The organism is Jiangella aurantiaca (assembly GCF_004349105.1).
Lineage (GTDB): Bacteria > Actinomycetota > Actinomycetes > Jiangellales > Jiangellaceae > Jiangella > Jiangella aurantiaca.
On the sequence record NZ_SMLB01000046.1, the window covers coordinates 1 to 24,130 of the forward strand.

The window sequence follows — 24,130 nt, forward strand, 5'->3', positions numbered from 1 at the left end:
CCGCCGGAGGCCGCGCCCGCCGCCCCACCGGGTGCCGGTTCCAGTGGCCAGACGCCCGCCGCGCCGATCGATCTCAACACGGCGACCGCCGCCGAGCTCGAGAGCCTGCCCGGCATCGGACCCGCCCTCGCCGGCCGGATCCTCGAGTGGCGGGCACAGAACGGCCGGTTCACGACCATCGACGAGCTGCGCGAGGTCGCCGGCATCGGCGAGCAGCGTTTCGCCCAACTCGAGCCCCTGGTGACGGTATGACCGGCGGCCCGCCTACCCCGGCCGGCCCGCCGGTGACGTCCCCGTCCGCCACGACCACGGAGGCGGCCGGGCCGCTCGATCTGCGGCTCGTGCCGGCCGCGCTCGGGCTCTGGCTCGGTGCGCTCGCCGGCGTCGTCGTCCCCTGGCCGGCCGGCCTCGCCGGCTGTGTGCTGGCCCTCCTCGCCGCCGGCCTCGTCCTGCTCCGCATCAGGATCACGCCGTCCGGCCGCCGCGCGCTCGTCGCCGGGACGCTCTGCCTGGTCGCCGGTTTCGCCGTCGGAGCGGCCAGAGCCGCGCCCGTCTGGAGCGGACCCGTCACGACGCTCGCCGCGGCCGGTGCGCACGTCGAGCTCGAGGGTGTCGTCGCCCGCGACCCGGTCGTCCGGCGCAGCGGTCCGGCCGGCGAGGAGGCCGCCGTCACCGAGTACGTCGTCGGCCGGCTCCGCGTCGACGAGGTCACCGGCCGCGGCCGTACCTACGACGTCTCGGTTCCGGTGCTCCTGGTCGGCGGCGACGTCCACTGGGCGGACCTGCTGCCGGGCCAGCGGATCAGCGTGGCCGGCCGGCTCGAGTCCACCGATCACCCGCGCGACGACGTCGCCGCCGTCTTCCGCCCCTACGGCGGGCCTGACGAGCGGGCGACGGGGCTGCCGAGCGCCGCCGGCCGCGCGACCGAGCCGTTCCGCGCCGGCCTCCGCGAGGCCGTCTCCGCGGTACCGCCCGATCCGCGCGGTCTGGTACCCGGCCTGGTGATCGGCGACGAGTCGCTGCTCTCCGACGACCTGCGCGACGCCATGACGATCGCCGGGCTGACGCACCTGACCGCGGTGTCCGGGACGAACGTCGCGATCGTCCTGGTCGTCGCGCTCGGGCTGGCCCGCTGGCTGCGCGTGCGCGGTCACGGCCTGCCGGTCGTCGGTGTGGTGTGCGTTCTCGGCTTCGTGCTGCTCGCGCGGCCAGAGCCGAGCGTCCTGCGGGCCGCCGCGATGGGCCTGGTCGCCGTGGTCGGGCTGACCATCGCCGGGCGCCGGCGTGGCCTGCCGGCGCTGGCCGCCGCGGTGATCGTGCTGGTGCTATTCGACCCGTGGCTGGCCCGCAGTGCCGGGTTCGCGCTGTCCGTGCTGGCCACAGCTGGGATTCTGCTCCTGGTGCCGGCGTGGACGCGGTCGCTGGAGTGGCTGCCGCGGCCGCTGGCGGTCGCGGTCGCGGTGCCGCTGGCCGCGCAGGTCGCCTGCACGCCGATCGTGCTCGGACTGTCCGGGCAGCTCAGCCTGGCCGCGCTGCCGGCCAACATGCTCGCGGCTCCGGCCGTGGCTCCGGCGACGGTGTTCGGCGCGGCCGCCGCGGTGGTGAGCCCGGCCCTGCCGCCGGTCGCGACGGCGTGCGCGTGGCTGGCCGCGCTCCCCGCCTGGTGGATCGCCGCCGTCGCCCGCTGGTTCGCCGATCAGCCCGGCGCCGTCGTGCCCTGGCCGCCGGGCACCGGCGGGGTGGTGGCGGCCGTGGTGTTGGCGGTGGTGGGGCTGCTGGCGCTGCCGATGGTGCTGCGCCGTCCCCTCGTCACCGCGACCGGCGGGACCTTGCTGATGATCGGTCTGCTGACGGCGGTCCCGACACCGGGCTGGCCACCGTCCGGCTGGCTGGTCGTCGCCTGCGACGTGGGCCAGGGCGACGCGCTGGTGCTGCGGGCCGGCGACCGGTCCGCCGTCGTCGTCGACACCGGGCCGGAGCCGCGGCTGGTGCGGCGCTGCCTCGACAGCCTCGGCGTGCGGCAGGTCCCGCTGCTGATCCTCACGCACTTCCATGCCGATCACGTCGGCGGGCTGGCCGGTGTGCTGGCCGGTCGCGACGTGGGCCGGGTGCTCGTCTCGCCGCTCGACGACCCACCCGAGTCGGCCGACGGTGTCCGGCGCCGGCTCGCCGGGGCGGGTGTCCCGGCGTCGGTGCCGCGGATCGGCGACCGGCTCCAGGTGGGGGAGCGGCTTTGGCTGGACGTGCTCGCACCGGTCGGCCTGGTCGAGACCGCGGAGTCCGAGTCGAACAACGCCAGCATCGTCGTCGAGGCCGACGTCGACGGCGTCAGCGTGCTGCTCACCGGCGACATCGAGCCGACGGCGCAGCGGTCGCTGCTCCGGTCCGCGCCGGGACTCGACGTCGACGTGCTCAAGGTCGCCCACCATGGTTCGCCGCACCAGGAGGCCGGCCTGCTCACGGACGTCGGCGCGCGGCTGGCGCTGGTCAGTGTCGGTGAGAACACGTACGGCCACCCGTCGCCACGGGTGCTCGACGCGTTGCGCGGGAGCGGCGTCCGGGTCTACCGCACCGACGAGCACGGCAGCATCGCCGTCGTCCGGACCGGCGGCGACGCGCTCGGCGTCGTGACCGGCGGACCGCGGGCGGGACCGGCGCCGCGGCGATCGGTACGGGGGCGGGGACGTTGTCGGCGGGACGTGTCATGCTGTGTGGCGACATGGCTGCGCTATCGACCGATACCCTCGTCCCGGTCACCCTCGTCTTCGGCCCCGAGACGTTGCTGGCCGAACGCGCCGCGGGCGCCGTCGTCCGGGCGGCGCGCGCCGCCGATCCCGACGCCGACGTCTCGCAGGTGTCCGGCTCCGAGCTGACCGCCGGAGCCCTCGCCGAGCACGTCAGCCCGTCGCTGTTCGCCACCCGACGCGTGCTGCTGGTCAATGACGTCCAGGACGTCAGCGAACCGGTCGGCGACGTGCTGGTGGGTTACGTGACCACGCCCATCGAGGGCATCCACGTGGTGCTGCTGCACCCCGGCGGGGTCAAGGGCAAGAAGCTGCTCACGGCGCTGCGCAAGGCAGGGGTGCACGAGGTCCCGGCCGAGCGGCTGACCCGTCCCGACGACCAGGTCTCGTTCGTGCGGGCCGAGGTCCGCCGCAACGGCGGCCGCATCGACGAGGCCGCGGCGCGGCAGCTGGTCGAGGCGGTCGGCGGCGACTTACGAGGACTGGCCTCGGCGGCCGGGCAACTGGCGGTCGACGCGCCGGACGGCCAGGTGACCGGCCAGGTGGTCGCCATGTACTTCGAAGGTCGCGCCGAGGTGAAGGGCTGGGTCGTCGCCGACCGCGCCGTCGAGGGCAGGACCGGCGAGGCGGTCGAGCAGCTGCGCTGGGCCCTCGAGACCGGCACAGACCCCGTGCTGGTCACCGGCGCGCTGGCGACCTCGCTACGCTCCCTGGCCCGGCTGGCCGGCGCACCACGCGGCATGCGCGACGCCGACGTCGCCCGCGACCTCGGCATCCCGCCGTGGAAGGTCCGGGTGCTCCGCGGCCAGCTGCGCGGCTGGACGCCGACCGGCCTCGCCCGTGCCATCCGAGCGGTGGCCGACGCCGACCTCGCGGTCAAGGGCGGCGGCAACGACTCGACGCTCGCGCTCACGACCGCGCTGGTCGCCATCGGCACCGCTCGCTCCGCCTGACGCCACGACAGGTGAGAGTGGTGTCGCCAGGGCGACAATGACGGCACGTCGTTGGTGCGGCGATCCCACACCCGATCGGCGGACATGGGGGTGCGCCGGGATCCTGGCAGCGATCCCACACCGTTCTGGCTCGAAACACGCGCGGGAGCGCCTGCGCGCACGACGACGGCGCCGCCCTCCGGGAGTGGAGGACGACGCCGTCGGCGAGACGATGGGGGTCCGGTGTCGGGCCGAGGAGGCCGACGCGGGATCGAGCCGCAGTGGGCTCGGCCTCAGAGTGCGGCGGCCCGCTTGGAGATCGAGGACTTGCGGTTGGCCGCCTGGTTCTTGTGGATGACGCCCTTGGAGGCGGCCTTGTCGAGCTGCCGGTTGGCGGCGCGAGCGGCCTCGACGGCCTTCTCGCTCTCACCGGCGTCGGCGGCCTCGTGGAATCTGCGGATGGCCGTCTTCAGCGACGACTTGACCGCCTTGTTACGCATCCGGGCCTTCTCGTTGGTGAGGATGCGCTTCTTCTGGGACTTGATGTTCGCCACGAACAGATGCCTTTGGTCGGTTCGGATAGGTCGTGAGGGCGTCGGCCTCGTCCGGGACCCGCGCCGGTTGGGGAACCGTCGCGGCGGCAAGGAGTCGGCCGGGCGCGTCCGCGACCTGGGCCGACGCGCAGCCGCCAACAATACCAGCGCCGCGGCTCACCAGCCAATTCGGCGCCGCGCCCGCCCCGAAGTTCAGCTGTCGACGGCTCAGCGCCATCCGTACCGGTCGCGCAGCGCGCGGATGACCGTGTCGAACTGGTCGCGGCCGAGCGCCGACGCCTCGCGCCGCATGCCGTCGGGGTGGACGCGCAGGACGCGGCTGACGTCCACCCAGGACGGCCGGTGCTCGCCGTCCCAGCGGCCGGTGCCGACGCCGACCCAGTCGCGCTCACCGTCGTGGTTCTTGCTGGTCAGCTGGACCGCCAGCAGCGTGCCACCCGGCTCGTGTGCGACGATGAGGACGGGCCGGTCCTTGCCGCGGCCGTCGTTCTCCTCGTACGGGACCCAGGTCCAGACGATCTCGCCGGGGTCGGGGTCGCCGTCGGTGCTCGGGTTGTACGCGGTGTGGACGGCGCCGACGGAGTGCGCCTCGGTGGTCGCGTTCGGGCCGAACCGGCCGGGCGACTCCTCGTCCGTGGAATCCCAGTCGCCGCGGGGCGCGGACGGACGGTCCGCGGGCCGGGCCGACGGGCGCGCCGGACGGTCTCGGTCGCGGCCGGTCCGCCGCTTCGGCGGGGTCAGCAGGGTACGCACGAGGTCGCGGAGCAGGCGGGCCACGTCGGAACTGTAGCGCCGCGCCCCGCCGCCCGGCTGGCAGTTCGCCGACGGCGGCCGGCCGCGGCTCACTCGGCGTCGGCCGGTGGTAGCTCGTCTGCTGGGGTTGGCGACGGCGGGCGGCCGCGGCGGGGGAGCGGCCCGGCGTCATTCGGCGCCCGCCCGGCCGCCCGCAGCGCGTTCCGCAACACCAGCTCGACCTGCGCGTTGACGCTGCGGAACTCGTCCTGGGCCCAGCGGGTCAGCGCCTCGTGGACGGCCGGGTCGAGGCGGAGTAGGACGGCGTGCCGCTCCCGCCGTCGCGCGGGGAGGCCTCCGTCGGCGCCGGAAGAAGCCACTGCGTTCAGGTGTAGAGGCTGCCGGTGTTGACGACCGGTGTGGCGCGCTGGTCGCTCCGCATCTCGCGGATCTCGACGCCGGCGACGGCGACCCGGGCGGCGGTCTCGGTCATGGGTCCTCCAGGTGTCACGGCCGAGGCCGGCCAACCAGATAGCTAAGTGATATCACTTTTCTGGCGCGCCCGTATCGCCGACCATGGGATGATGTCTGGTGCGGGCAGGACACCTCCGTCCGCACCGAAAACACCCCGAAGCCTCGAGGAAACTGCGTGCCAGTCAGCGAGAACGCGCCGGTGCCGTCGGCGACCCCGCCGGAGCTGATCCGGAACTTCTGCATCATCGCCCACATCGACCACGGCAAGTCGACGCTGGCCGACCGGATGCTGCAGCTCACGGGCGTCGTCGACGAGCGATCGATGCGCGCGCAGTACCTCGACCGCATGGACATCGAGCGTGAGCGCGGCATCACCATCAAGAGCCAGGCGGTGCGGCTGCCGTTCACCTCCCGGGCCCCGGAGAACAACGGCACCACCTATGCGCTCAACCTCATCGACACCCCCGGGCACGTCGACTTCTCCTACGAGGTCAGCCGCAGCCTCGCCGCGTGCGAGGGCGCCGTCCTGCTGGTCGACGCCGCGCAGGGCATCGAGGCGCAGACGCTGGCCAACCTGTACATGGCGCTCGAGAACGACCTCACGATCATCCCGGTGCTGAACAAGATCGACCTCCCGGCCGCGCAGCCGGACAAGTACGCCGCGGAGCTCGCCCACCTCATCGGCGGCGACCCCGACGACGTCCTGCGGGTCAGCGGCAAGACCGGCGAGGGCGTCCTCGAGCTGCTCGAGCGCGTCGTCGCCGAGGTGCCGGCGCCCAGCGGCGACGCCGACGCGCCGGCCCGCGCCATGATCTTCGACAGTGTCTACGACTCCTACCGCGGCGTCGTCACCTACGTCCGCGTCATCGACGGCAAGCTCACGCCGCGCGAGCGCATCCTCATGCTGTCGACGAAGGCCACCCACGAGCTGCTCGAGATCGGCGTCATCTCACCTGAGATGCAGCCCGGCGCCGGGCTCGGTGTCGGCGAGGTCGGCTACCTGATCACCGGCGTGAAGGACGTCCGGCAGTCCAAGGTCGGCGACACCGTCACCGACGCGGCCAAACCGGCGACCACGCCGCTCGCCGGCTACCGCGATCCCAAGCCGATGGTGTTCTCCGGCCTCTACCCGGTCGACGGCTCGGACTACCCCGACCTGCGCGAGGCGCTCGACAAGCTCAAGCTCAACGACGCCGCGCTGGTGTTCGAGCCGGAGACGTCGGTGGCGCTGGGCTTCGGCTTCCGCTGCGGCTTCCTCGGCCTGCTGCACCTCGAGATCGTCCGCGAGCGGCTGGAGCGCGAGTCCGGCCTCGACCTCATCTCCACGGCGCCGAACGTCGTCTACCAGGTCACCATGGAGGACGGCACCGAGCACACCGTCACGAACCCCAGCGAGTTCCCGTCCGGCAAGATCGCGTCGGTGCGCGAGCCGGTGGTCCGGGCGACACTGCTGGCGCCGAGCGAGTTCGTCGGCACCATCATGGAGCTGTGCCAGGCCCGTCGCGGCACGTTGCTCGGTATGGACTACCTGTCCGAGGACCGCGTCGAACTGCGCTACACCATCCCGCTGGCCGAGATCGTGTTCGACTTCTTCGACGCGCTGAAGTCGCGCACGCGCGGCTACGCCAGCCTCGACTACGAGCCCACCGGCGACCAGGAGGCCGACCTCGTCAAGGTCGACATCCTGCTGCACGGCGACCCCGTCGACGCGTTCAGCGCCATCGTGCACAAGGACAAGGCGTACGCGTACGGCGTCGCCATGGCGGGCAAGCTCAAGGAGCTCATCCCGCGGCAGCAGTTCGAGGTGCCCATCCAGGCCGCCATCGGCGCCCGCGTCATCGCCCGCGAGAACATCCGCGCCATCCGCAAAGACGTCCTCGCCAAGTGCTACGGCGGCGACATCACGCGCAAGCGGAAGCTGCTGGAGAAGCAGAAAGAGGGCAAGAAGCGGATGAAGATGGTCGGCCGGGTCGAGGTGCCGCAGGAGGCGTTCATCGCGGCACTCTCGTCCGACAGTGGCTCGAACTAGCCGACCGCCGGCGCCGGCGGGAAGCCCAGGTGCGCCAGCGCCTGCCGCAGCACGATGCCGTGGCCGCCGAGCATCTCCTTCTGGACGGCGTCGTCGGCGGCCTCCTGCGGTGACAGCCAGATGAGGTCCAGCGCGTCCTGACGGGGCGCGCAGTCGCCGGTCACCGGGATGACGAACGCCAGCGCGACGGCGTGCTGGCGCGGATCGTGGTACGGCGTGGCGCCCGGTGTCGGCAGGTACTCGGCGACGGTGAACGGCGACGGCGACACCGGGATGCGCGGCAGTGCCAGCGGCCCGAGGTCCTTCTCGATGTGCCGCAGCAGCGCGTCGCGGATGCGCTCGTGGAACAGCACCCGGCCGGCCACCAGCTCGCGCCGGATCTGGCCCTCCGGGGTCGACCGCAGCAGCAGGCCGACCGATGTCGCGACACCGGTGTCGTCGACCCGCACGGGAACCGCGTTGACGTAGAGGATCGGGAGCCGACGGCGCGCGGCGGCGAGTTCGTCGGGGGTCAGCCAGTTCTCGTGGGAGTCGACGGCGGTCTGGTTCATGGGACAGTTCTACACAGTCTTGGTGACGTCCCGTCGAGGGCCACGCGAAGTGCCGCCGACGAGGGGTCCGGCAACCCCCTTGACACGCGCCGATAACGTCCCTAAGTTCATCGGTCATACGTAAGAGCGCATCGGCGCATTTTTTTTGGATGCTTGCTCATACGTATGTGCAGTGCGCGGCACCTGTGCGCCCGGATCGTGGTGATGTACGCGGGCCGGATGATCGAGGGCGGCCCGAAGGAGGAGGTCATCGCCAACCCGCAGCACCCGTACACGAAGCTGTTGATCGACTCCTCGCCCGGCCCCGCGCATGGCGGCGGGGGATCGGGCGGAGCGATGAACGTCTGCCGCACCGAGGGGCCACCCCGGACGGAGCTGGCCAACGGCCAGCGGGCGCACAGCGGGCTCCATCAGGAAGGCAGCGGGCCGCCGGCCGACGGCACGGGCAAGAGAACAGCGCGGGCCGAGGTGGCCCAGGAGGCGGCCCAGGACGAGGAGGCGACGTGACGACCCAGCGCCGAGAACGGGCGCCGCGCCAGGCCGACGTCGCGCGGCTGGCGGGGGTGTCGCAGTCCGCCGTGTCGCGGGTCATCGGCGGCGACCCGGAGGCCGCCACCCGGATCCCGGAGGACACCCGGCGGCGCATCCTCGAGGCGGTGAAGGAGCTCGGCTACGTGCCGAACCTGTCCGCCCGGAAGCTGCGCAACAAGACCAACCGGCTGCTCGGCGTGCACACCTTCGAGCCGGTCTTCCCGCACGCGCGAGAGAGCTTCTACTTCGAGTTCCTGCTCGGCATCGAGGAGCGGGCCGAGGAGATCGGCTACGACCTCGTATTGTTCACGTCGACGGGGGCCGGCGACGGGCGCCGCCGCGTCTACCGCGACGGGACCAACCGGCTCAACGTCGCCGACGGCACCGTCCTGCTCGGCGTCGCGACGGACAAGGCCGACCTCGCCCGGCTGTGGCAGGAGGGCTACCCGTTCATCCACATCGGCCGCCGCGACGTGCCGGGCGCGGACATCCCGTGCGTCGTCCCGGACTACTTCGGCATCACCGGCGACATCGCCGGCCGGCTCGCCGCGCTGGGCCACCGGCACGTCGCCTACCTGCGCGAGGACCTCGAGCTGGAGCCGTACGAGGACCGCCGGCGCGGGTACGCCGACGCCGTAGGGCGGCTCGGGCTGACCGACCGGTCGCCGGGCTTCCGCGGCGAGCCCGGTCTGGACGACGCGTGGCTCGACGAGCTGGCCCGCGGCCCCGAGACCGCCGTCGTCTCCGAGAGCGAGCGGCTGGCCGAGTCGCTGCTGCGCGGGCTGCGGGCGCGCGGCCGCGACGTCCCCGCCGACGTGTCCGTGGTGGTGCTCGAGGGCATCGGTCCGGAGGCGTCCCCACGGTGGGAGCACCTGGACATCCCGCGCAAGGAGATCGGCCGCATCGCCATCGACGCCCTGGTCGCCATCGTCGACGACCCGGACGCGCGCACCGAGAGCCTCGACGTCCCCTGCTCGATCGTCGACGGCGACACCACCGCGTCCGCCCGATCGTGACCGCCGACCGAAGGAGCCCGCACCGCATGGCAGAACTCCAGACCGACGTCCTCGTGGTCGGGGGTGGGCTGGGCGGTGTCGCCGCCGCGCTCGCCGCCGCCCGGCTCGGCCACCGGGTCGTGCTGACGGAGCCGACCGACTGGCTCGGCGGCCAGCTGACCGCGCAGGCCGTGCCGCCGGACGAGCACCAGTGGATCGAGACGCCGCACACCGCCGCCGGCTACGCGGACCTGCGCCGGCGGGTCCGCGACTACTATCGGCGCAACTACCCGCTGACCCCGGCCGCCGCCGCCGACCCGCTGCTCGACCCCGGCCTGGGCATCGTGAGCCGGTTCTGCCACGAGCCTCGGGTCGCGGTCGCCGTCCTCGACGAACTGCTGGCGCCGCTGCGGGCGGCCGGCCGGCTCACCGTCCTGCTGGAGCACGCGCCGGTCGCGGCGCACACCAGCGGCGACGAGGTCGACGCCGTCACGCTGCGCGACGGCCGCACCGGCACCGACGTCACCGTCAGCGCGAGCTACGTGCTCGACGCCACCGAGTTCGGCGACCTGCTGGAGCTTGCCGGCGTCGAGCACGTCATCGGGGCCGAGGGCCAGGACGCCACCGGCGAGCCGCACGCGCCCGCCGTCACGGACCCATTCGACCAGCAGGCGGTGTCGTGGTGCTTCGCGCTGGACCACCGGCCGGGCGAGGACCACACCGTCGACCGCCCGGCCGGGTACGACCACTGGCGCCGCACGGTGGCGCCGTTCTGGCCCGGCCCCCAGCTGTCCTGGCGCGACGTCGTCCCGATCACGCTGCGCGAGCGCGAGTGGCGGCTGTTCGAGGCCAACCCGGGCGCGGAGGCGCCGTTCTCGCTGTGGCGGTTCCGCCGGGTGCTGGCCCGCAAGCAGCTCACCGGCGTCGACTCCGACGTCACGGTCGTGAACTGGCCGCAGATCGACTACTGGGAGCGCCCGCTGCTGGGCGTCGGCCCCGACGAGCAGTCGGCTGCGCTGGCCGCCAGCCGCGACCTGTCGCTGTCGTTCCTGCACTGGATGCAGACGGAGGCGCCGCGGCCCGACGGCGGCACCGGCTACCCGGGGCTGCGGCTGCGGCCGGATGTCACCGGCACCGCGGACGGCCTGGCGAAGTCCGCGTACGTCCGCGAGTCGCGGCGCATCCGGGCCGAGTTCACCGTCCTCGAGCAGCACGTCGGCGTCGACGCCCGGCCGGACGGCGCCGGCAGCGAGGTGTTCGCCGACAGCGTCGGCCTCGGCCGCTACCGCATCGACCTGCACCCGAGCACCGCCGGACGGACCTACGTCGACATCGAGGCGTACCCGTTCCAGATCCCGCTCGGCGCGCTGATCCCGCAGCGCGTCGACAACCTGCTGCCGGCGAACAAGAACATCGGCACCACGCACATCACCAACGGCTGCTACCGGCTGCACCCGGTCGAGTGGAGCATCGGCGAGGCGGCCGGCGCGCTGGCCGCGTTCTGCCTCAGCCACGGGCTGCCGCCGCGGAAGGTGCGCTCCAACCAGACCCACCTGGCGGACTTCCAGCGGCTGCTGACCGGGACGCTCGGCGTCACCCTCGCCTGGCCGGACGAGATCCGCACCCACCGCGACTGAATGGACTTTCGCGATGACCGCACCGCACGACGACGCGCTCCGGCCAGTGCTGGGGAAGCTGACCCTGGAGCAGAAGGTCCGGCTGCTGACCGGCGCCGACACCTGGGGCCTGTACGACGAGCCGGCCGCCGGACTGCGCCGGATGGTGCTCTCCGACGGGCCGTCCGGCATCCGCGGCGAGAGCTGGGACGACCGCGAGCGCTCGCTCAACCTGCCGTCGGCGACGGCCCTCGGCGCCACCTGGGACGTCGCGCTGGCCGAGCGCTACGGCGCCGTCCTCGCCGCAGAGGCCCGCCGCCACGGCGTCGACGTCGTCCTGGGCCCGACCATCAACCTGCACCGCAGCCCGCTGGGCGGCCGGCATTTCGAGGCGTACTCCGAGGATCCGGTGCTGACATCGCGGCTGGCGGCGGCGTACGTGCGCGGCGTCCAGGACGGCGGCGTCGGGGCGTGCCCGAAGCACTACGTCGCCAACGATTTCGAGGCCGAGCGGTTCACCGCCGACGTCGTCGTGTCGGAGCGGGCGCTGCGCGAGCTGTACCTCGCCGCGTTCGAGGACACCGTCGTCGAGCAGCGGCCCTGGATGGTGATGGCCGCGTACAACTCGGTCAACGGCGCGACGATGACGGAGAACCCGCTGCTGGCCGAGCCGCTGTGCGGCGAATGGGGGTTCGAGGGCGTCGTCGTCTCGGACTGGTGGGCGGCGCGGACGACGGAGCCCGCGGCGCGCGCCCGGCTGGACCTGGTGATGCCCGGCCCGGACGGCCCGTGGGGCCAGAAGCTGGTCGACGCGGTCCGCACCGGCGCCGTGACGGAGGAGGCGGTCGACGAGAAGGTGCTGCGGCTGCTCCGGCTGGCGGCGCGGGTCGGCGCGCTGGACGGGTTCACCGCGGCGGCCCCGCCGACCCGGGCCGACGGCCCGGCCTTCGCCCGGGAGGTCGCCGCGACCGGCACGGTGCTGGTCCGCAACGCCGGCGGCGAGCTGCCGTGGAACGCCGGCCGGTTGCGGTCGGTCGCCGTCATCGGGCACAACGCGCTGGCCGCCCGCACCCAGGGCGGCGGCAGTGCGCACGTCGAGCCCGAGCGGGTCGTGTCGCCGCTGGACGGGCTGCGCGCCGCGCTGCCGAGGGCGGACGTGCGCTGGACGCTGGGCGCCGTGGTCCAGCCGGGCATCGAGCCGCTGCCGCTGAGCGGCCTCACGGACCCGGCCTCCGGCGAGCCCGGGGTCCGGCTGGTGTGCAGGGCCGCCGACGGCTCCGTCGTCCTGGACGAGAACCGGCGCACCGCGAACCTGTCCCGGCTCGGGTCGGCGCGGCTGGGCGCCACCACCACGCTGGAGATCGGCGCCCGGTACGTGCCCGCCGCGGGCGGGACGACGCGGCTGGGCGTCGCCGGCGCCGGGACGGTCGAGCTGCGGGTCGACGACGCCGTCGTGCTGGCGACAACGCTGGTCCACGACGGCGAGGAGTTCGGCGGCGGACTGGTGGCGCCGCCGTCGGCGACGGTGCCGGTCGAGCTGACCGCCGGCACGCCGGTCGACCTGCGCGTCATCGTCGAACTGCCGCCCCGCGAGAACGCCGGCAGCGGCGTCACTCTGGTCCTCGGGGCGGACCTCGCGACGGCCGACCCGGAGACCGAGCTCGCCCGGGCCGCCGAGGCGGCGCGTGCGGCCGACGTCGCCGTCGTCGTGGTCGGCACCAGTGCCGAGGTCGAGCGGGAAGGCGCCGACCGCGCGTCACTGGCGCTGCCCGGCCGGCAGGACGACCTCGTCCGGGCGGTGGCCGCCGCCAACCCGCGCACCGTCGTGGTGGTCAACGCCGGGGCGCCGGTGCTGCTGCCGTGGCGCGACGACGTCGCAGCCGTGCTGCTCACCTGGTTCGGCGGCCAGGAGTACGGACACGCGCTGGCCGACGTGCTGCTCGGGCTGGTGGAGCCGGGCGGCCGGCTGCCGACGACCTGGCCGGCCACCGAGGCGGACGTGCCGGTCCTGGACACCGCGCCGGTGGACGGCACCGTCCGCTACGAGGAGGGCGTCCACATCGGACACCGCGCCTGGCTGCGGGCCGGCGCGGAGCCGGCGTACCCGTTCGGCCACGGCCTGGGCTACACGAGCTGGGAGCTGACGGCGCTGCGGGCCGCAAGCGCCGCCGACGGCGGGCTGGACGTCGCCGTCGACGTGCGGAACACCGGGGCGCGGTCCGGCCGGCACGTCGTGCAGGTCTACCTGTCTCGTGCCGCTAGCGCCATCGAGCGGCCGGCCCGCTGGCTGGCCGGGTTCGCCGTCGTCGACGCGGCACCGGGGGAGGCGGCGACGGTGACCGTGCCGGTCCGGCCGCGCGCCTTCGAGCACTGGGACGGCGGCTGGCGCACCGAGCCGGGCACGTTCACCGTGCACGCCGGCTCGAACGTCCTGGACCTCCCGCTCAGCGCCGAGGTCGTCGCGGGCTGAGCGGGCCGCGGAGGAGATCGCCTGGGGCCGGGAAGCAGGTCGGCGAGTACACAGACGGGGTCCTGGGGCCGAACGAGTTTCGAAGGAGAAGCGCATGTTGGGGAGATCACCGAGAACCGTCCTCCTCGCCACGGCGGCCGCGCTGCCGGCCTTGCGCACGCAGGGCAACCGGGTCGTCGACGCCAACGGCGCGCCGGTGACGCTGCGCGGCGTGTCGATGCCCGCGCCGGAGCAGAACGACGTCTGCACCGACCGCAACTCCAAGCCGATCAGCGAGCTGATCGACCAGGTCCGCCTGGTCATCGCCGACCCGTCGAACAACGCGGCCGACATCGCCCGCGTCTAGTCCGAGATCACCCCCGGGGACAGCCGTCGAGAGGAACTACGGATCATGGATCGCTTCAGTGTCGCGGCGCTCGCCGCCTCGATGCTCGTCTTGGCGCTCGTCTCAGCCGCGCCGGCCGCGCCGGCCGCGCCGGCCGCGCCGGCCGCCCCGTCGGGCGGGCTCGAGATCAGCACGCTGTCCGGCCGGCCCGACACCGTCGCCGGTGGGAACACGCTCCTGCGCGTCGACGTCCCCCGGCACGTCGCACTCGACCGGGTGAGGGTCACCCTGAACGGCGACGACGTCAGCGGCGTTTTCGTCGCCGACCGTGCCGGGCGGACCCTCACGGGGCTCGTCCACGGCCTGCGTCGCGGACCGAACACGCTGGTCGCGAGCGCCCCCGGGCGTCACCGGGACCGGCTCGACGTCGTCAACCATCCGCAGGAAGGGCCGGTGTTCTCCGGACCCCACCAGCAGCCGTACACCTGCGAGACCGCGCAGTTCGCCGTGCCGGTGATCGGCGGGACACTCGGCCAGCCGCTGGACGAGAACTGCACCGTCGAGCCTCGTGTCGACTACTTCTACCGGACCACCGCCGGCGGCTACGCGCCCTGGCCGGCCGATGCGACGTCGTACCCGGCCGACCTGGCGGACACGACCACGTCGGCGGGCGTGAACGTCCCGTTCATCGTGCGGATGGAGACCGGCAGCGCCAACCGCGCCGTCGTCCAGACGAGCATGCTGCACGACCCGCTGGGCGAGACCGAGCCGACGCCCACGCGACGCGCTGACGGCTGGAACGGCCGGGCCGTCTTCACCCTCGGCGGCGGCTGCTCCGGGGGCTGGTACCGCTCCGGCGCCGGCACGGGCGGGGTCACCGACGCGTTCCTGCTCGGTCAGGGCTACGCGCTGATGTCCTCGTCGCTCAACGTCTTCGGCAACAACTGCAACGACCTCACCGCGGCCGAGTCGGCGATGATGACCAAAGAGCTGTTCGTCGAGCGCTACGGGCCGGTCGAGCACACCATCGGGTTCGGCTGTTCCGGCGGCTCGTACCAGGCGCACCAGATCACCGACAACTACCCCGGCATCTTCGACGGCATCGTCGTGGGCTGCTCGTTCCCCGAGGTGGGGTTCGGGACGGTCGGCTTCATCAGTGACGCCTGGCTGCTGCACGAGTACTTCACCAACGACGCCACCCTGGCGTGGTCGCAGGAGCAGCAGCGTCGCGTGGCGGGCTTCGCCACCTACGCCACGCTGCCGAGCATGGCCGTCAGCGCCGGGCGCATCGACCCGCGGCGGTTCTGCGGCATCCTGCCGGTCGAGCAGCGCTACGACCCGGTCACCAATCCCGGCGGTGCCCGTTGCGACGTCTACGACCACGCGATCAACGTCTACGGCGCAGACCCCGGCACCGGGTTCGCGCGGCGGCCGCTGGACAACGTCGGCATCCAGTACGGGCTGGCGACGTTGAACGACGGCACGATCACCCCGGAGCAGTTCCTGGAGCTGAACGAGCGGGTCGGCGGCTTCGACGCGGACGCGAACATCGTGGCCGGCCGGACAGTGGCCGACCTCGACGCGACCCGCATCGCGTACCGGACCGGCCGCCTGACCAACGGCGGCGGTGGCCTGGCGGATGTGCCGATCATCGACTACCGGGCCTACTATGACGACCAGCCGTGGGGTGACATCCACGTCCGCTACCACACGTCCTCGATGCGGGAGCGGCTCGAGAACGCGAACGGCACGGCGGCCAACCACGTGAGCCTGCTGGAGGACGCCCGCTACGGGCTGTTCAGCACGCAGAGCCCGCTCCTGCGGCACGCGATCACGCAGATGGACCGCTGGCTGACGACGCTCGCGGCGGACGACTCCGGGGCGGCGCGCATCGACAAGATCGTCGCGGCCCGGCCGGTGGAGCTGGTGGAGGGGTGCATGACGCGGGCGGCCGCGCCGGTGTTCGTCGCCGAGACGCTGGACCGCGACCCGGCAGGGGAGTGCGAGCGGCTGTACCCGTCGGCGTCGTTCCCACGTGAGGTGGCCGGCGAGAGCGTGGCCGCCGATGTCGTCAAGTGCCGGCTGAGGCCGCCGGAGCGCGACGACTACGCCGTCGAGTGGACCGACGAGCAGTGGCAGCGCCTGACGACGGTCTTCGCCGGCGGCGTGTGCGACTACGGCGTGCCCGGGGTCGAGCAGCAGGGCCTCGCCGGCACCTGGCTGCGGTTCTGACCCGGTGTTCGCCGACATGATCCACCACAGCGAAGGAGCAGGCGTGAACATCTCCGGCGTCGTCCCGGACCTCTGGGAGGTCGAGGACCTGCGTAACGGCCACGCCCAGCCGACGGCGCAGCCGAACGCCTGGGCCGCGGCGCCGGGCGACGCCGCGCCGGCCGCGACCGTCCGCTGGGCGACTCCGCATCCGATCGGCCGGGTGGAGCTCGGCTTCGACGCCGACCTCGACCACGCCCTGGAGACCGTGCTCTGGCCGCACCCGGAGAACGCGATGCCGTTCTGCGTCCGGCACTATCGGGTCCGGGACGGCGACACCGTGGTGGCCGAGCGCACCGCCAACCACCAGACCTGCGACACGATCGGCGACGTCCCCGCGGCCGCCTTCGAGGTCCGCTGCTATCCACCTACGACCGGAGGCCGCCCGTGAATCTGGAGCTCACCAGCTACGCGCCTCGCGAGGGAACGCTGCCGCCGCGCGCCGCGTTCGCGTCGGACGCGCCGGTCCTCTCGCTGAACGGCGCGTGGCGGTTCCGCTGGTCGCCGACGGTCCGCGAGGCGGCCGAGGGCTTCCAGGAGCCGGCGTTCGACGACTCGGCCTGGGCGCACCTGCCGGTGCCGTCGCACTGGCAGCTGCACGGCTACGGCGCACCGTGGTACACCAACTCGCCGTATCCCTTCCCGGTCGACCCGCCGCACGTGCCGGACGAGAACCCCACCGGCGAGTACCGGCTGGCGTTCCGGGTGCCGGACTCCTGGCGGGGCCACCGGGCGATCCTGCGCTTCGACGGGGTCGACTCGTTCTTCACCGTGTGGCTCGACGGGCATCGGCTCGGGCACTCGACGGGCAGCCGGCTGCCGTCGGAGTTCGACGTCACCGAGCACGTCCGGGCCGGCGCGGACCACGTCCTCGCCGTCCGCGTACACCAGTGGTCGGCGGCCAGCTACCTGGAGGACCAGGACATGTGGTGGCTGTCCGGGATCTTCCGCGACGTCACGCTGGTCGCTCGCCCGCCGGGCACGATCGACGACTTCACGGTGCACGCCGACTACGACGGCGGTGCCGGGACGCTCCGGATCGAGACAGACGGCGCCGCGCGCGTGCTCGTCCCCGAGCTGGGCGTCGAGGCGGCGGCGAACGAGGACGTCGCCGTCGGCGCGGTCGAGCCGTGGAGCGCCGAGTCGCCCCGGCTCTACGACGGCGAGCTGGTCACCGGCTCCGAGCGGATCCGGCTGCGCATCGGCTTCCGCCGGGTGGAGATCCGCGACGGCGTGCTCACCGTCAACGGCACGCGGGTGCTGTTCCGTGGTGTCAACCGGCACGAGTTCCATCCGGACCGCGGCCGGGCGCTGACCAGGCAGGACATGATCGACGACGTCCTGCTGATGAAGCGGCACAACATCACCGCCGTCCGGACCAGCCACTACCCGCCGCACCCGTACTTCCTGGAGCTGTGCGACGAGTACGGGCTGTACGTCGTCGACGAGTGCGACCTGGAGACGCACGGCTTCATGTACGACGACTGGCGAGGGAACCCCAGCGACGACGACCGATGGCGGCCGGCATTCCTGGACCGTATGGCCCGGATGGTCGAGCGGGACAAGAACCACCCCAGCGTGATCATGTGGTCGCTCGGCAACGAGGCAGGTGCCGGTGGCAACCTCGAGGCCATGTACGCCTGGGCGAAGCGGCGCGACCCGAGCCGGCCCGTCCACTACGAGGGCGATCCGGCGTACGCGTACTCCGACGTCCACAGCCGGATGTACGCGTCTCCCGCGGAGGTCGACGAGATCGGCCGGGGCAGCGGGAAGCCGTTCGTCCTGTGCGAGTACGCGCACGCGATGGGCAACGGGCCCGGCGGGCTGCGCGACTACCAGGACCTGTTCGAGCGGCACGACCGCTGCCAGGGCGGCTTCGTCTGGGAGTGGATCGACCACGGCCTGCGCGCCCGCGACGCGTCCGGCCGCGAGTACTACGGGTACGGCGGCGACTTCGGCGAACGGTTCCATGGCGGCAACTTCGTCGCCGACGGGCTGGTGTTCCCGGACCGGACGCCGTCTCCGGGGCTCGTGGAGCTGGCGAAGGTGCTGGAGCCGCTGCGCATCACCGGCTCCGGCGACGGCGCCCGGCTGACGGTGGCCAACCAGCACGAGGTGCTCGACACCAGCCGGTACGCCTTCCGATGGGAGCTGGCGGACGAGGGCGAGGAGGTGGCGTCCGGGACGCTGGCGGTACCTGGAGTGCCGGCCGGCGGGCGGACCGACGTCGAGCTGCCACCGCTGCCGGAGACGAGCGGCGAGACGTGGCTGACCGTCAGCGCGGTGCTCGCCGCGGACGCGCCGTGGGCCGCAGCCGGCCACGAGGTCGCCTGGGGGCAGGTGCGGGTGAAGGACGCGGCCGCCCCAGCGCCGCCCGGGCTCCCGAGCGCCGGAGGCGCGCGCTTCGACCCGGCCACCGGCCGGCTGACCGGCCTCGGCGAGCTGGACGTGACGGGTGCCGTCCTCGACGTGTGGCGCGCACCCATCGACAACGACGCCAGCGGCTCGGGCACCCTGGCGGCCACCTGGCGCGCCCTGGGCCTGGACCGGATGACGCACCGCACGGACGGCATCCGCGCCGACGGCGACACACTCGTCGTCGACACTCGGGTGGCGCCGGCCGCGCGGGCGTTCGCGCTGCGGGCGGTCTACCGGTGGGCGCCGGTGGGCGCCGACGCCGTCCACCTGAGGCTGACGGTGACGCCTGAGGGCGAGTGGCCCGAGGACGTCCCGCTGCCCCGGCTCGGCGTGGTGCTGGAGGTGCCGGCCCGGTACGACCGCGTGACGTGGTTCGGCTACGGGCCGGGGGAGGCCTACGCGGACTCCCGCACGGCGGCCCGGGTCGGCCGGTTCGAGCGCGGCGTCGACGAGCTGCAGACGCCGTACGTGTACCCGCAGGAGAACGGCCATCGGATCGACGTCCGCTCGGCGTTCGTGCACGCCGCCGACGGGTCCGGGCTGGCGGTCGACGGCGCGCCGGTGTTCGGCCTGACGGCCCGGCGATGGACGACGGCCGACCTCGAGGCGGCCCGCCACCATGCCGAGCTCCGCCCGCGCGACCGCGTCTACGTCACGCTGGACCTGGCCCAACACGGCCTGGGCAGCGCGTCGTGCGGGCCGGTCACGCTGCCGGCCTACCGGCTGGCGGTCGCGCCGGCCGAGTTCGCCGTGACGCTGCGGCACCGGCGGGGGGTCACGTCCGGTTGAGGAACCCGATCACCGTCGCCGTCCACCACGCCAGTTGCGATGCCGCGGCCATCAGCAGACCGGCCCGCAGCAGCCGCCGCGACGGCGACGTGCGGGCGGCCAGCCGGCGGCCCACCGCGAGCGCCAGCACCCCCACCACGCCCGCCACGCCGACCATCGCGAGCTTGACCAGCGTCATGGTCGACTCGTAGTCCGGCGAGAGCAGCATCCCGGACAGCATCAGCCCGCCGAGCCCCAGCCAGATAGGGACCCCGAGCGCGCCGGCCGTCGTCACGACCTCGCGCAGCGTCCCGCGGCCGAGCTGCCAGCGCAGCCCGAGCCAGTCGACCGCCAGCACGCTGCCCAGCCCGAGCACGACCGAGGCCAGGTGCACGAGCTGCGCCGCCGAGTGCAGCGCCGGCGGCGGCTCCACCAGCCGGCTGCCGAGGACCACGCCGGCCAGGACGACCAGCGTCGAGAACGCCAGCGCCAGCTCGGCCCTGGTGACGATCGGCTCGCGCTCCGGCGTCGCCACCCCCATCGGGCCGACCCCGGCCGGACCGGCGCCGGCGACCGTTGGGAGCGCCAGTGCCGTGCCGTCACTCACAGGCCGGCGCCGCAGCCAGGACAGCACGCGCATCGTCGAAGGCGCCGATGTTCACCGGCGCGGCCTCCCAGGCGGCGACCCAGAGGTCTTGGGCCGCGGCCGCGGTCATCTCGCCGTCGGCGTGTGCGGCCATCGCGTTGAGGTGGTTGGCCCAGTCCTGCAGGCCGGTGGTCGAGGCGGCGACGGCGGCGGTCATCGCGGTCTCTCGCTCGAGACAGGCGGCGGCCTGCTCGGCGACGTTCTCCGGCGCGTCCTCGATCGAGGCGAGGTCGGCGCAGCCGGGCAGCGCCTCGTACGCCTCCAGGGCGGCGGTGGCCTGGGCGACGTCGTCGGGACCGGCGAGGCGGGTGCGCTTCCAGATGGCCCGCATGTCATCCTCGGCGACGGTGCCGTTCAGCATGTCGGTGCGTGCCTGGACGTGCTCGCCCCAGTGCCCAATGCCGACGCCGGCGCGCTCGACGTAGGCGTCGCCGGCGGCGAGGCGGTCGGCGCAGGCGCTGACGGCGTCGCGCGCGGCCTGGGCGATCTCGAAGGAGCCGGGTGTCTCGTCGCCGCGAGACGTCTCGGCGGCGGCGTCCGCGCGGGCGTCGTCGGCTGTGGCAGGCGAGTCATCGCCGGTGTCGCCGCCGGTCAGCGCATTCACGCCCGCCCAGCCGAGCAGCGGCACGCCGAGTACCACTACTGCGACGATGACGAACCCGGCCGCACTGCGTCGTTGGCGTTTTCGTTGCCGTGGCAAAGGTGCCCCCCTTCAATCCTCGGGCATTTTTCCATATAACAGTGATCAAATACATAGCCCGTCTTATCGGCAGAGAATACGGGCATATCGATCTTGCGAGCTGGGGATTCTCTGGTCTGGCGCGGTCGTCGCCAGAGATCTTCTCGATCGCGGCGGAGCGCGCCTCCGGCCGGCCGTCCCATTGCCAAATTCGTGAATGCGGACTTGACGAATCGTGAAGACGGGGCGAAAGCGGACGCTGGAATTCACCGTCTGGACACGTCGGAGTCGCCTCGGGGCTGATCCGGGCGGCCAGAGTGACGGCCGTGCGCATCCTTCAGGCCGCCAATTTCGTCGCGCCGCACTCCGGCGGGATCCGTACGATGATGCGGCATCTCGCCGACGGATACGCCGCCGCCGGGCACGAGGTGGTGGCGTTGGTGCCGGGGGAGCGCAACGCGACCCGGGCCACGTCGTACGGACGGATCATCGAGATCGCCGCGCCGACCATCCCGGCGACCGGCGGGTACCGGTTGATCACCAAGTGGCGCATCGTCGAGGACCTGCTCGCCGTCGTCGCGCCGGACCGCGTCGAGGTGTCCGACCGGCTGACGCTGTCCCGTATCGGGCCGTGGGCGGAGCGGCGCAAGGTGCCGTCGGCGGTGTTCTCGCACGAGCGGCTCGACGCGCTGCTGCAGTTCCACCTGGGTCGCGCGCTGCCGACCCGGCAGATCGCCGACCACTGGAACCGCAAGCTGGCCGCGTCGTTCGGCACCGTCGTGTGCACCACGCAGTGGGCCGCCGAGGAGTTCGTCCGGCTGGGCGTCGACAACCTCGCGCACGTGCCGCTGGGCATCGACCTGGAGACCTTCCACCCAAGCCGCCGGGACCAGCGGGTACGCGCGGAACTGGCCCGCGGCGCCGACGTGCTGATCGTCACCGCCGTGCGGCTGTCGCCGGAGAAGCGCCCCGACCTGCTGGTGCCGATGGTCGACGAGCTGGTGAAGCGGGGGGCCAGCGTGCGGATGGTCGTGTGCGGCGACGGCTCGGTCCGCGACATGGTCGCCGAGCAGGCGGAGGGCAAGCCGGTCACGATGGCCGGCTTCGTCACCGACCGTGCGCAGCTGGCCGCGGTGCTGGCCAGCGCCGATGTCGTCGTGGCGCCGGGACCGTACGAGACGTTCGGCCTGGCCGCCCTGGAGGCGATGGCCAGCGGCACGCCGGTGGTCGCGAGCGCGCGCGGCGCGCTGCCGGAGCTGGTGGTCGGCGGATCCGGGCGGACGGCGCCGTCGGACCCCGCCGCGATGGCCGAGGCGGTGCTCGAGGTGATCGCCGACGGTCCCGCGGCGAGGCGGGCGGCGCGCCGTCGTGCCCAGGATTTCTCCTGGTCGGATACCGTTGAGGGGATGCTCGCGGTGCACGGATTGGAAACCCGTGTGTCGCGGAGACTGTCGCTGGAAGCTACCAGGTCGTAACCTTCCTCCACCTGGCCGTTTCCGGCCGGTCCCGTCAAGGGCGATTGGGAGGAGACGCATGAGCCTCGGCACCACTGACAAGTCGGACCTCGTCGCGGTGCGGCCGGCCTCAGTCGGCAGGATGTTCCTGGATCGTGTCGAGGCCACACCGAGCCGGGAGGCCTACCGATACCCGAGCGGGTCCGGCTGGTCGTCGCTCACCTGGGACGAGACGAAGGACCGCGTCTGGGTGATCGCCGCGGGCCTGCTCGACCTCGGCATCGAGCACGAACAGCGGGTGGCCATCGCGTCGTCGACGCGCATCGAGTGGATCCTCGCCGACCTCGCCATCAACGTCATAGGCGCGGCCACCACCACCGTCTACCCGACCACCACGCCCGAGGACGTCTCGTACATCCTGAGCGACTCCGACACGCGCGTGGTGTTCGCCGAGAACGCCGAGCAGGTCGCCAAGGTGCTCGACCACCGGGCCGAGCTGCCGACCCTGAACCGCATCGTCGTGTTCGACGACGCCGGCGTCGACCGGCACGACGGGCTCGTCATGAGCCTCGCCGAACTGGAGGAGCGCGGCCGCGCCCTGCTGGCCGAGCGGCCCGACGCCGTCGACGACGCGCTCGCCGCGGTCGGCCCCGAGACGCTGGCCACGCTCATCTACACCTCCGGCACCACCGGGCGGCCCAAGGGCGTCCGGCTGGTCAACGACAACTGGGTCTACGAAGGCGTCGCGGTCGACGCGTTCAAGATCCTCTCCGTCGACGACGTCCAGTACCTCTGGCTGCCGCTGTCGCACTCGTTCGGCAAGGCGCTCGAGGCCATCCAGCTGCGCATCGGCTTCGCGACCGCCGTCGACGGCAACCTCGACAACATCGTCGAGGGCCTCGGCGCCGTGAAGCCGACGTTCATGGCCGGCGCGCCGCGAATCTTCGAGAAGGTCCGCGCCCGGGTCATCACCGGCGTCGAGAACGAGGGCGGCCCGAAGGCCAAGATCTTCGCCTGGGCGTTCGGCGTCGGGGCGAAGGTGTCCAAGCTGCGCCAGGCCGGCCAGGAGCCCACGGGCCTGCTGAAGTTGCAGTACGGGCTGGCCGACAAGCTGGTGTTCAGCAAGATCAAGGCCCGGCTGGGCGGCAACATCCGGTTCTTCGTCAGCGGTGCCGCGGCGCTGTCCCGCGACGTCGCCGAATGGTTCCACGCGGCCGGCATGCTCATCCTCGAGGGCTACGGCCTGACGGAGACCAGCGCGGCGTCGTTCGTCAACATGCCCTACGACTGCCGCTTCGGCACCGTCGGCCCGCCGGCGCCCGGCACCGAGGTGAAGATCGCCGACGACGGCGAGATCCTGCTGCGCGGCCCCGGCGTCATGCGCGGCTACCACAAGCTGCCCGATGTCACCGCCGAGGTGCTCGGCGCCGACGGCTGGTTCCGCACCGGCGACATCGGCGAGGTGGCCGACGGCTACCTGCGGGTCACCGACCGCAAGAAGGACCTCATCAAGACCTCCGGCGGCAAGTACGTGGCGCCGCAGGAGATCGAGATCATCTTCAAGGCGGTCAGCCCGCACGCCAGCCAGATCGTCGTCCACGGCGACACCCGCAACTACTGCGTCGCGCTCATCACGCTCGACCCCGAGGCGATCGCCGACTGGGCCGAGCACCACGACCTCGGCGGTCGCTCGTACGAGGAGCTCACCCGGGCTGCGGAGGTCCGGGCGCTGGTGCAGAGGCAGGTCGACGAGCTCAACGGCCGGCTGGAGCGCTGGGAGACGATCAAGAAGTTCGAGATCCTCTCGCGCGACCTCACCGTCGAGAGCGGCGACCTCACGCCCAGCCTCAAGGTGAAGCGCAAGGCGGTCGAGAAGAAGTACATGGACATCCTCGACGGCATGTACGCCTGACGGTTTCACCGCGCGTTTCGTCCAGGGGC

Annotated in this window: 19 protein-coding genes and 1 pseudogene; 14 read left to right on the forward strand and 6 right to left on the reverse strand. The window is 73.1% G+C overall.

Annotation, left to right across the window (positions count from 1 at the left end; genetic code table 11):
- The 3 genes from E1262_RS23815 to holA all read left to right on the forward strand — a co-directional run.
- A partial coding sequence (locus tag E1262_RS23815; RefSeq protein ID WP_132106310.1) for a ComEA family DNA-binding protein occupies positions 1-252 on the forward strand: 252 nt, incomplete at its 5' end.
- The gene (locus E1262_RS23820; protein WP_132106312.1) at positions 249-2,873 is read left to right on the forward strand and encodes a DNA internalization-related competence protein ComEC/Rec2; all 2,625 of its coding nucleotides are present in this window, start codon (positions 249-251) and stop codon (positions 2,871-2,873) included. The genes E1262_RS23815 and E1262_RS23820, both read left to right, overlap by 4 nt.
- Positions 2,780-3,697 (forward strand): DNA polymerase III subunit delta, encoded by a 918-nt coding sequence (gene holA, locus E1262_RS31490; protein WP_238993036.1) that lies wholly within the window; start codon positions 2,780-2,782, stop codon positions 3,695-3,697. The genes E1262_RS23820 and holA overlap by 94 nt, the downstream gene beginning before the upstream one ends.
- 272 nt (positions 3,698-3,969) lie before the next feature.
- On the opposite strand, the gene rpsT is transcribed toward holA, so the two are convergent.
- The 3 genes and pseudogenes from rpsT to E1262_RS23840 all read right to left on the reverse strand — a co-directional run bounded on the left by rpsT (position 3,970) and on the right by E1262_RS23840 (position 5,342).
- Positions 3,970-4,230: a 30S ribosomal protein S20 gene (gene rpsT / locus E1262_RS23830; protein WP_132106316.1), complete on the reverse strand. Its 261-nt coding sequence runs from the start codon at positions 4,228-4,230 to the stop codon at positions 3,970-3,972.
- Positions 4,231-4,437: 207 nt separating this feature from the next.
- Positions 4,438-4,863 (reverse strand): annotated as a pseudogene (locus tag E1262_RS23835) (type II toxin-antitoxin system PemK/MazF family toxin); the annotation flags it as partial.
- Between the two features lie 209 nt (positions 4,864-5,072).
- Positions 5,073-5,342: a type II toxin-antitoxin system antitoxin gene (locus tag E1262_RS23840; RefSeq protein WP_132106318.1), complete on the reverse strand. Its 270-nt coding sequence runs from the start codon at positions 5,340-5,342 to the stop codon at positions 5,073-5,075.
- Positions 5,343-5,611: 269 nt separating this feature from the next.
- Here E1262_RS23840 and lepA point away from each other — a divergent pair, with 269 nt between their 5' ends.
- Positions 5,612-7,465 (forward strand): translation elongation factor 4, encoded by a 1,854-nt coding sequence (lepA, locus tag E1262_RS23845; protein WP_275261807.1) that lies wholly within the window; start codon positions 5,612-5,614, stop codon positions 7,463-7,465.
- Here lepA and E1262_RS23850 read toward each other — a convergent pair.
- Positions 7,462-8,016 (reverse strand): NUDIX hydrolase family protein, encoded by a 555-nt coding sequence (locus tag E1262_RS23850; protein WP_132106320.1) that lies wholly within the window; start codon positions 8,014-8,016, stop codon positions 7,462-7,464. The two genes, lepA and E1262_RS23850, sit on opposite strands and share 4 nt — an antisense overlap.
- 165 nt (positions 8,017-8,181) lie before the next feature.
- Here E1262_RS23850 and E1262_RS23855 point away from each other — a divergent pair, with 165 nt between their 5' ends.
- The 8 genes from E1262_RS23855 to E1262_RS23890 all read left to right on the forward strand — a co-directional run bounded on the left by E1262_RS23855 (position 8,182) and on the right by E1262_RS23890 (position 19,431).
- The gene (locus E1262_RS23855; RefSeq protein ID WP_132106322.1) at positions 8,182-8,523 is read left to right on the forward strand and encodes an ABC transporter ATP-binding protein; all 342 of its coding nucleotides are present in this window, start codon (positions 8,182-8,184) and stop codon (positions 8,521-8,523) included.
- On the forward strand, positions 8,520-9,563 hold the full coding sequence (locus E1262_RS23860; RefSeq protein ID WP_132106324.1) for a LacI family DNA-binding transcriptional regulator: 1,044 nt from the start codon (positions 8,520-8,522) through the stop codon (positions 9,561-9,563). Before E1262_RS23855 ends, E1262_RS23860 begins: the two co-directional genes overlap by 4 nt.
- Positions 9,564-9,589: 26 nt before the next feature.
- On the forward strand, positions 9,590-11,179 hold the full coding sequence (locus tag E1262_RS23865) for an FAD-dependent oxidoreductase (RefSeq protein WP_132106326.1): 1,590 nt from the start codon (positions 9,590-9,592) through the stop codon (positions 11,177-11,179).
- A gap of 13 nt (positions 11,180-11,192) precedes the next feature.
- On the forward strand, positions 11,193-13,628 hold the full coding sequence (locus E1262_RS23870; RefSeq protein ID WP_132106328.1) for a glycoside hydrolase family 3 protein: 2,436 nt from the start codon (positions 11,193-11,195) through the stop codon (positions 13,626-13,628).
- Positions 13,629-13,722: 94 nt separating this feature from the next.
- Positions 13,723-13,974: a hypothetical protein gene (locus tag E1262_RS23875; protein WP_132106330.1), complete on the forward strand. Its 252-nt coding sequence runs from the start codon at positions 13,723-13,725 to the stop codon at positions 13,972-13,974.
- Positions 13,975-14,019: 45 nt separating this feature from the next.
- On the forward strand, positions 14,020-16,185 hold the full coding sequence (locus tag E1262_RS23880; protein ID WP_203454307.1) for a DUF6351 family protein: 2,166 nt from the start codon (positions 14,020-14,022) through the stop codon (positions 16,183-16,185).
- A 43-nt stretch (positions 16,186-16,228) separates the two neighbouring features.
- Positions 16,229-16,615 (forward strand): hypothetical protein, encoded by a 387-nt coding sequence (locus E1262_RS23885; RefSeq protein ID WP_132106332.1) that lies wholly within the window; start codon positions 16,229-16,231, stop codon positions 16,613-16,615.
- On the forward strand, positions 16,612-19,431 hold the full coding sequence (locus tag E1262_RS23890; protein ID WP_203454309.1) for a glycoside hydrolase family 2 TIM barrel-domain containing protein: 2,820 nt from the start codon (positions 16,612-16,614) through the stop codon (positions 19,429-19,431). The genes E1262_RS23885 and E1262_RS23890 overlap by 4 nt, the downstream gene beginning before the upstream one ends.
- On the opposite strand, the gene E1262_RS23895 is transcribed toward E1262_RS23890, so the two are convergent.
- The gene (locus E1262_RS23895) at positions 19,418-20,017 is read right to left on the reverse strand and encodes a hypothetical protein (protein WP_132106334.1); all 600 of its coding nucleotides are present in this window, start codon (positions 20,015-20,017) and stop codon (positions 19,418-19,420) included. The genes E1262_RS23890 and E1262_RS23895 overlap by 14 nt on opposite strands.
- Positions 20,010-20,756, reverse strand: a complete 747-nt coding sequence (locus E1262_RS23900) for a hypothetical protein (RefSeq protein WP_132106336.1) — start codon at positions 20,754-20,756, stop codon at positions 20,010-20,012. The genes E1262_RS23895 and E1262_RS23900 overlap by 8 nt, the downstream gene beginning before the upstream one ends.
- A gap of 305 nt (positions 20,757-21,061) precedes the next feature.
- Between E1262_RS23900 and E1262_RS23905 the strand changes: the two genes are divergently transcribed.
- Positions 21,062-22,210 (forward strand): glycosyltransferase, encoded by a 1,149-nt coding sequence (locus E1262_RS23905; protein WP_132106337.1) that lies wholly within the window; start codon positions 21,062-21,064, stop codon positions 22,208-22,210.
- Positions 22,211-22,268: 58 nt separating this feature from the next.
- Positions 22,269-24,101 carry an AMP-dependent synthetase/ligase gene (locus tag E1262_RS23910; RefSeq protein ID WP_132106339.1) on the forward strand — a complete coding sequence of 611 codons (1,833 nt, stop codon included), beginning with the start codon at positions 22,269-22,271 and terminating at the stop codon, positions 24,099-24,101.
- The last annotated feature ends 29 nt before the right edge of the window (positions 24,102-24,130 follow it).